Origin of the sequence: Pseudoxanthobacter sp., from assembly GCF_036822375.1 — a bacterium.
GTDB lineage: Bacteria > Pseudomonadota > Alphaproteobacteria > Rhizobiales > Segnochrobactraceae > Pseudoxanthobacter.
Map to the genome: position 1 here is coordinate 1,249 of NZ_DAISHT010000030.1, position 8,180 is coordinate 9,428.

The 8,180-nt window shown below is 71.4% G+C and carries 6 protein-coding genes; 4 read left to right on the forward strand and 2 right to left on the reverse strand.

Annotation, left to right across the window (positions count from 1 at the left end):
- Nucleotides 1–6: 6 nt before the first annotated feature.
- Both xth and V7067_RS05135 read right to left on the reverse strand, forming a co-directional pair.
- The gene (xth, locus tag V7067_RS05130) at nt 7–846 is read right to left on the reverse strand and encodes an exodeoxyribonuclease III (protein ID WP_334174806.1); all 840 of its coding nucleotides are present in this window, start codon (nt 844–846) and stop codon (nt 7–9) included.
- Between the two features lie 16 nt (nt 847–862).
- Nucleotides 863–1,204, reverse strand: a complete 342-nt coding sequence (locus tag V7067_RS05135) for an iron-sulfur cluster assembly accessory protein (protein ID WP_334174807.1) — start codon at nt 1,202–1,204, stop codon at nt 863–865.
- Nucleotides 1,205–1,426: 222 nt separating this feature from the next.
- On the opposite strand from V7067_RS05135, the gene V7067_RS05140 reads away from it, so the two are divergent.
- From V7067_RS05140 to nagZ, 4 genes are all read left to right on the forward strand, one after another.
- The gene (locus V7067_RS05140) at nt 1,427–2,641 is read left to right on the forward strand and encodes a deoxyguanosinetriphosphate triphosphohydrolase (RefSeq protein ID WP_334174829.1); all 1,215 of its coding nucleotides are present in this window, start codon (nt 1,427–1,429) and stop codon (nt 2,639–2,641) included.
- Between the two features lie 86 nt (nt 2,642–2,727).
- Complete coding sequence (gene argS, locus V7067_RS05145) at nt 2,728–4,476, forward strand: arginine--tRNA ligase (RefSeq protein WP_334174808.1); 1,749 nt, start codon at nt 2,728–2,730, stop codon at nt 4,474–4,476.
- Between the two features lie 131 nt (nt 4,477–4,607).
- Complete coding sequence (locus V7067_RS05150) at nt 4,608–7,079, forward strand: SPOR domain-containing protein (RefSeq protein ID WP_334174809.1); 2,472 nt, start codon at nt 4,608–4,610, stop codon at nt 7,077–7,079.
- Between the two features lie 63 nt (nt 7,080–7,142).
- Entirely contained in the window at nt 7,143–8,159 is a 1,017-nt protein-coding gene (gene nagZ, locus V7067_RS05155) for a beta-N-acetylhexosaminidase (protein WP_334174810.1), read from the forward strand.
- Nucleotides 8,160–8,180: the final 21 nt, after the last annotated feature.

Here is an 8,180-nt window from a genome sequence, read left to right on the forward strand (position 1 = left end):
TCCCGTTCAGTCCGGCATCGCGAAAGTCGCCACCACCGGCACATGGTCGGAGGGCTTCTCTTCGGCGCGCAGCGCCCGCTCGATGGCGACGCCCTTCAGCCGGTCGGCCGCCTCCGGCGACAGCAGCAGGTGGTCGATGCGGATGCCGTCGTTCTTCTGGAAGGCACCGGCCTGATAATCCCAGAACGTATAGGCATCGGCGCGGTCGGTCACGGCGCGCAGGGCGTCCGTCAGCCCCAGCGCCGTCAGCCGGCGCCAGGCGGCCCGGCTTTCCGGCTGGAACAGGGCGTCGTTCACCCAGGCTTCCGGCCGGCGGGCATCGCGCGGTTCGGGAATGATGTTGTAGTCGCCAGCCAGCACCAGCGGCTCTTCGAGCGCCAGCAATGTGCGGGCGTGGGCCTCCAGCCGGGCAAGCCAGCGCAGCTTGTAGGGGAACTTCTCGCTGCCGAGCGGATTGCCGTTCGGCAGGTAGATGGAGGCGACGCGGACGATGCCGCGCCCGGCCGGCACGAGCGCCTCGATATAACGCGCCTGCTCGTCGCCATCGTCGCCGGGCAGGCCGCGGCGGACGATTTCCAGCGGCCTTTTCGACAGGATGGCGACGCCGTTGAAGCCCTTCTGGCCGTGGGTTTCCACGTTATAGCCCGCCGCCTCGACGGCCTCCCGCGGGAAGGCTTCGTCGACGGACTTGATCTCCTGCAGGCAGATCACGTCCGGCGCATCGGCCTTCAGCCAGCGGGTGAGCGCCTCGAGCCGCGCCTTGATGCCGTTGATGTTGAAGGTGGCGATGCGGATCGTCTCGGTCTGGCCGAGCGGCACCGGGCGGGCAGGCGCGGGGGCATCCATGAAAGATCGCTCCGGGTCAGACGGAGAAGCTGACGCCGCAGCCGCACGAGGCGACGGCGTTCGGATTGCGGATCTGGAACGACTGGCCGATCAGGTCGTCGACGAAGTCGATCTGCGATCCCTCCATGTAGGGCAGGGAGACCGGGTCGATCAGCACGATGGCGCCGTCGCGCGCCAGCACGAGGTCGTCGGCCTCGCGGGCGGTGACGATGTCGTATTTATACTGGAAGCCCGAGCAGCCGCCGCCTTCCACGCTGATGCGCAGCGCCGCGCCCGGCGCCTCGCGCGACAGCACGCGGGCGATGCGGCGGGCCGCCTTGTCGGTCAGCGAGACCGGCAGTTCCGAAACTTCGCTCATGGGTCTGGTTCCTTTCACGCCCGGCCGGCAAATGCCGTTCCGGTCCGGGGGCAGGCGCATGAGGCATAGTTAGGCGCGCACCCGGCGGGGGTCAACGCGGCCCGCCGCGGTTTGCGGCAGCACTGTCGCACAACGCCGCTATAATGCGGACAGGACTTGCGATTCAGGAACCCGCGATTCCCGCTGCCGGCGGGGACCGCCGGGCAGGAAGGGGAGGCTGCCCTGCACAATCCGTTCCGTGCGCCGTTTGCCGGCGCCCCTTTCGCGGCCGATCCCGCGCACGCGCGCGGCACCCTCTTTCCCGAGCCGCCGCCCACCCACCGCTCGCCGTTTCAGCGCGACCGCGACCGCATCCTGCATTCCTCGGCCTTCCGCCGGCTGACCCACAAGACGCAGGTGTTCGTCACCAACGAGGGCGATCATTTCCGCACCCGCCTGACCCACACGCTGGAGGTGGCGCAGATCGCCCGCTCCATGGCCCGCACCCTCGGCCTCGACGAGGACCTGACGGAGACGGTGGCGCTGGCCCACGATCTCGGCCACACGCCGTTCGGCCACGAGGGCGAGGACGTGCTGGACGATCTGCTGCGCGAGCATGGCGGCTTCGACCACAATGCCCAGAGCCTGCGCATCGTCACCTGGCTGGAGCGCCGCTATGCCGCTTTCGACGGCCTCAACCTGACGTGGGAGGCGCTGGAAGGCATCGTGAAGCACAACGGCCCGCTGATCGGGGCCGACGGCATTCCGCTCGGCCGCTATCGCACCCGCGGCCTGCCCCATGCCCTGACAGCCTACGCGGCAAGTGCCGAACTGGAACTCGATACCTTCGCCACCGCCGAGGCGCAGGTCGCCGCCATGGCCGACGATATCGCCTACGACGCCCACGACATCGACGACGGCCTGCGCGCCGGCCTGTTTCAGGCCGACGAACTGGAGAGCGTGCCCCTCGCGGGCGACCTCCTGGCGGAGGTGAAGGCCCTGTGGCCGGGCCTCGACCGGCCGCGGCTTTCGCAGGAGCTGACGCGCCGGCTGGTCGGGGCGCTGGTGGAGGACGTGCTGAGCGAAACACGCCGCCGCATCGCCGTCTATGCCCCCGAAACCGCCGGTGCCGTGCGCAGCCTGCCGGGGGCGCTGGTGGGGTTTTCCGAAGGCATGAAGCCGGCGGAACGGGCCATCAAGGCGTTCCTGTTTGCGCGCATGTATCGCCACCCGTCGGTTCTGGCGGTGCGGCGGGAGGCCGCGCGGGTGCTGCGCGAACTGTTCGCCGCTTTCCGGGCCGATCCCGGTGCCATGCCGGAGCAGTGGTGCGCGGGCCTTGCGGCGTGCGACGAGACTGCCCGGCTGCGGCGCATCGCCGATTACATCGCCGGCATGACGGACCGCTATGCGCTGCAGGCGCACCGCCGCCTTTATGATGACACGCCGGACTTGCGTTAATCGCGCGCGGGCGCTACCGCCATGGCACGTTAACGAAAATGGCGCGGCGGGTGCTGCGCCGTGACTGACTGAAGCAGGATCGCGTGATGAATCTTTATGCCGAGTTCGCGGAGCGGATCCGCGGCATCGTCACCCGGATTGGCCTTGCCGACCCGGTGGATGACGCCGGCCGCCTGCGCTTCGTTGTGGAGCCGCCGCGCGATCCGTCCCATGGCGATTTCGCCACCAACGCCGCGATGGTGCTGGCCAAAGGGGCCGGCAAGCCCCCGCGCGAGATCGCGGCCGCCATCGTGGCCGAACTCGCCGGCGACGCCGATGTGGCCAGCGCCGACGTCGCCGGGCCGGGCTTCATCAACATCCGCGTCACACCGGCCGTGTGGCACCGGCTGGCGGCGGCCATCGTTGCCGGCGGGGCGGATTTCGGCCGCTCGGCGCTGGGCGGCGGGGTGAAGCTGAACGTCGAATATGTTTCCGCCAACCCGACCGGGCCGATGCACGTCGGCCACTGCCGCGGCGCGGTGTTCGGCGATGCGCTGGCCAGCCTGCTGGCCTTCGCCGGCTATGACGTGACGCGCGAATATTACATCAACGATGCCGGTGCGCAGGTCGACGTGCTCGCCCGCTCCGCCTTCCTGCGCTATCGCGAGGCTCTCGGCCACGAGATCGGCGCGATCCCCGAAGGTCTCTATCCGGGCGATTACCTGAAGCCGGTCGGGCAGGCGCTGGCCGGGGCCTGGGGCCACCAGCTGGAATCGATGCCGGAGGCCGAATGGCTGCCGGTGGTGCGCGCCTTCACCATCGACGCGATGATGACGATGATTCGCGCCGATCTCGATGCGCTGGGCGTTCACCACGACCTGTTCTCGTCGGAAAAGGCGCTGTCGACCGGCGGGCGTAACCGGGTGACCGAGGCCATCGAATTCCTCAAAGAGCGCGGCGACGTCTATGTCGGCCGGCTGGAGCCGCCGAAGGGCCAGCTGCCGGAAGACTGGGAAGACCGCGAGCAGCTGCTGTTCCGCTCCACCGCCTATGGCGACGATGTGGACCGGCCGCTGGTGAAGTCCGACGGTTCGTTCACCTATTTCGCCTCCGACATCGCCTACCACTACGACAAATATCTGCGCGGTTTCGCGCACATGATCGACGTGCTGGGCGCCGACCACGGCGGCTATGTGAAACGCATGACGGCGGCGGTGAAGGCCATGACCGGCGGCGAGGGCAGCCTCGACATCCGGCTGTGCCAGCTCGTCAAGCTGTTCCGCGCCGGCGAGCCGGTGCGCATGTCGAAGCGGTCGGGTTCGTTCGTGACGCTGCGCGACGTGGTCGACGAGGTGGGCCGCGATGCGGTGCGCTTCATGATGATCTACCGCAAGAACGACGCGCCGCTCGATTTCGATTTCCAGAAGGTCACCGAGCAGTCGCGCGACAATCCGGTGTTCTACGTGCAATACGCCCATGCGCGCTGCGCCTCGGTGTTCCGTCAGGCGGAAGAGGCGGGGCTGAAGGCGGTGCCGGCCGGCGGCGCGGTGGCCTATGGCCGGCTTGAGGACGAGAGCGAACTGGCGCTCATCGGCAAGCTCGGCGAGTGGCCGCGGCTTATCGAGGCGGCGGCAGAGGCTCGCGAGCCGCATCGCATCGGCTTTTACCTCTACGATCTTGCCGGCGCCTTCCACGGGCACTGGAATCGCGGCAAGGAACGGCACGACTTACGGTTTATTAACTCTGATGATCGAGAGTTGACGCAGGCTAGACTGGCGCTCGTTCATGCGGTGGCGTCGGTTCTGGCGTCGGGACTTGCGCTGCTCGGCGTTTCTGCGCCGGAGGAAATGCGCTGATGCTCTGGCGAACCGGCCGTGTGGCGGCCGGGGCGCCTGTTTCTGCGGGTTCGGAGCCGGGCCGCCGCCGGAAGACCGGATAGGGGCGGCAGACGGCCCCGGCGGGGCGGTACAAAGAGAAAAGCTGGCCGATGAACGATCCTCGCTCGACCGATCCCAACGCTCCCGCCCGGCGCCCTGCGGCCGGGCCGGACGATGCGCAGGGCCGCCGCCCGGAGGCACCCGGAGACGGGCTTTCCGGTGCCGGCGCCCATGACGACGGGTTGCAGCCGCCGGATTTCCGCCCGGAGCCGACGGCCGCCCCGGCCCAGCCGGTGCGCCCGGCCAATCTCGATTTCGGTTTCGATTCCGGTGCCTTCGAGCGTGCGCTCGGCGAAGGCGGCCGCCCGGTGCCGCCGCCCGTGGTGCGGCCCCGCCTGCCGCCGCGCCCCGCCGCGCAGGGCCAGTCTCTGCGCACCCCGGTGCCGCCGCGCCCGCCCGTGACGCCGGCTGCGCCCGGTGCCGGCGCTGCCGTGCGGCCGCCGGTGCGCCCGGCTGCGCCGCGGCCCGCCATGCCCGTGCGCCCGGCCGCCGGCGCCGCCCCCGTGGCGCCGCCCGCGCCGCACCGGCCGGCTGCCCCGCCGCCGGTGCCCGACCTGCCGGACGATCTGGAAGAGGCGCTCGCCAGCGAGATCCGCGGCACCGTGCCGCCGCATCGCGAGCCTGTGCACCGCGAACCCCCGCAGCCCGACGAGGGGCCGAAGGCGGCCATGGCGCCGGTCAGCCGCGGCCCGGCCGCGCGCGTGCTCGGCACGCTCAGCGACGATGACGGGGCCGGCGGCATTGCGCCGCCGTTCGAGCCGCTGCCGCCCATCGAGCGCGCGGCCAGCCGCCGCGCCGGACCGGTGCGGCCGACGGTGATCGACACCCCGCCGGTGCCGCAGATCGAGGAGCCGCCGTTTGCGGTGCCCGATCCGATGCAGCAGGACTTCTCGCAGGATTTCGACCTGTCGCCGTTCGATCTGGCCGGCGCGAATGCCGGGGCGACCCGTCCGAGGAAGCCGGAACCGGCTCCCGCACCGGCCTCCGCGCGGCTGCCGGAAGCAGGCGACTTCGACGACGATCAGGCCTATGAGGCGGCGTTCGAGAACGCCATTGCCGGGTGGCGCGACGAGACCGGCCGCCCGGCCTCGGCCGAGAGCCTCGACGAGGCGGTCGACGACCACAACTTCACCGATCTGCCGGACGAGCCGCCGCCCTTCCTCAGCGCCGGCGAGGAAGATATGCGCCCGCAGCGCCGCCGGCGCTCGCCGGTGCTGTGGATCGGCGCAACGGTGCTGATCGTCATCCTCATCGGTCTTGCCGGTTACTATACGACCGAGTTTTTCGGCGGCGGGCTTTCCGACGAACCGCCGCCGGTGATCCGCGCCGAAGACGGGCCGGTGAAGGTGGAGCCGCCGCCCTCGACCGCGGCGGAGACCTCCGACCCGAGCAAGGTGTTCTACGACCGGGTTGCCGAAACCAACAAGGCCGAGAACCAGACGCTCGACCAGCCGGGTGCCACGGCCGAGGGCGTGGCGCAGCAGGCCCGGCCGGGCGACAGCGAACTGCCGGGCGTCGCCAACGGCCAGCCGCAGCCGCAGCAGCAGGCCGCTGCCGGCACGCCGCAGCCGGTGGTGCCGCGCAAGGTGCGCACCGTGGTGGTGCGCCCGGATGGCACGATCATCACCCCCGATCCCGATCAGGCCGCCGAAGCCGCCGCCGATGCCGAGGCGCAGGCCCGCGCCGCCGCCCGGCCTCAGGTGCCGGCCCTTTCGCCGCAGCAGACGCAGACGGCCGAGGATCCGCTGGCATCCATGAACTACATCACGCCCGGCAAGTTCGTGATGCCGAAGCCGCGGCCGGATAATTCCCGCGCCGAGCTGGTGGCGCCGGATGGCGGGGCCCCGCCCGGCGAGGTGCGGCAGGCGGCGCTCTCGCCGCCCGCCGACACGGCGGCACCAACGACAGAGCAGGCTGGCAATGCAGCCGGGGCGGCGGTTTCGCCGCCCTTTGCCGTTGCGGAAGGCGGTGAAATGCCAACCTTCATTCCTTCCGCCGTGCCCGCCGGCCCGGCCGGGCACGCCTCGGGACTGGAAGCGGCGGAAGGCACGCCGGCCCGCCAGACCGGCACACCGGCGGTCCCGCCAGCGCAGGTTGCCGCCGCAGCCGCCGACACCGCGCCTGCGCCCGACGGCGAGACCGTCGCCGCGGGCGGCGAGGCAGATGCCCCGGCCCCGGAAGCCGGTGTGGCGGTTTCGCAGGAGCCTGCCCCGGAAGCCACGGCGCCGGTTGCGAACGATGTTGTCCCGAGCGCCGCCGCGAGCGACGCTGCGGACACGCCGTTCGGCGTGCAGCTTGCCTCGCAGAAGAGCCGCGCGGAGGCGGAAAAGGCCTTTGCCGCGCTGAAGCGGCGGTTTCCGGCGCTGCTCGGCGAAGCCCGGCCGGTGATCGTCAGCGCCCGGGTCGGCGATCGCGGCACGTTTTATCGTGTGCGGGTGGGCGCGCCTTCGGCGGCGGCTGCCGCCAGCCTGTGCAGCCGCCTCAAGGCGGCCGGCGGAAGCTGCTTCGTGGTGCGCAGCTGACGGGCGGCGATGCGCGGCGGGGGCCGGCGAAGGCCCGGCCGCGAAGGGAGTGACGGACGCAACATGACCAGAGCCTTCATCACCGGCCTTGCCGGCCCGGAGCTGTTGCCGCAGGAGGCGGACTTTCTTGCCGGGGCCGATCCGTGGGGCCTCATCCTGTTCCGTCGCAACTGCCGCGACCGCGCGCAGGTGCGCGCGCTCACCGATGCCTTTCGTGCCGCCGTCGGCCGCGCGGATGCGCCGGTGCTGGTGGATCAGGAAGGCGGCCGGGTGCAGCGCCTGCGGCCTCCGGTGTGGCGCGCCTATCCGCCGGCGGCGGCCTTCGGCCGGCTCTATGCTGCCGATGCGGCGGCCGGGCTGGAGGCGGCGGAGCTGGTGACGCGGCTGATGGCCGAAGAGCTGCTGGAGGCCGGCATCACCGTCGATTGCCTGCCGGTTCTGGATGTGCCGGTGCCGGGCGTGCACGATGTGATCGGCGACCGTGCCTATGCCGCGGCGCCGGAGGCCATCGTGGCGCTGGCGTCTGCCGCCGTGCGCGGGCTGATGGCCGGCGGCGTGCTGCCGGTGATGAAGCACATGCCGGGCCACGGCCGCTCGACGGTCGATTCCCATCTGTCGCTGCCGGTCGTCACGGCGTCGCGCGCGGCGCTGGAGGCGGGCGATTTCGTGCCGTTCCGGGCGCTGGCCGGGCTGCCGCTGGCGATGACGGCCCATATCGTCTTCACCGCCATCGATCCCGACCGGCCGGCCACGCAATCGCCCGTGGTGATCGGTGATATCGTGCGGGGCGCGCTGGGCTTTTCCGGCGCGCTGATGTCCGACGATCTTTCCATGCAGGCGCTTGAGGGCGACCTCGGCACCCGCGCGGCCCGGGCCTTTGCCGCCGGCTGCGATCTGGCGCTGCACTGCAACGGCAATCTGGCGGAGATGGAGGCGGTTGCTGCCGCAAGCCCGGTGCTGGCGGGGGCGGCGGCTGCGCGCTGCGCACGCGCGCTGGCGGCACGCGGCGCGGCGCAGCCGTTCGACCGTGCGCGGGCGCTGGCGCTGCTGGCCGCGCTTGAGACGAACGCCGTGGCATAACCGGGGCTCACGAATGACCGG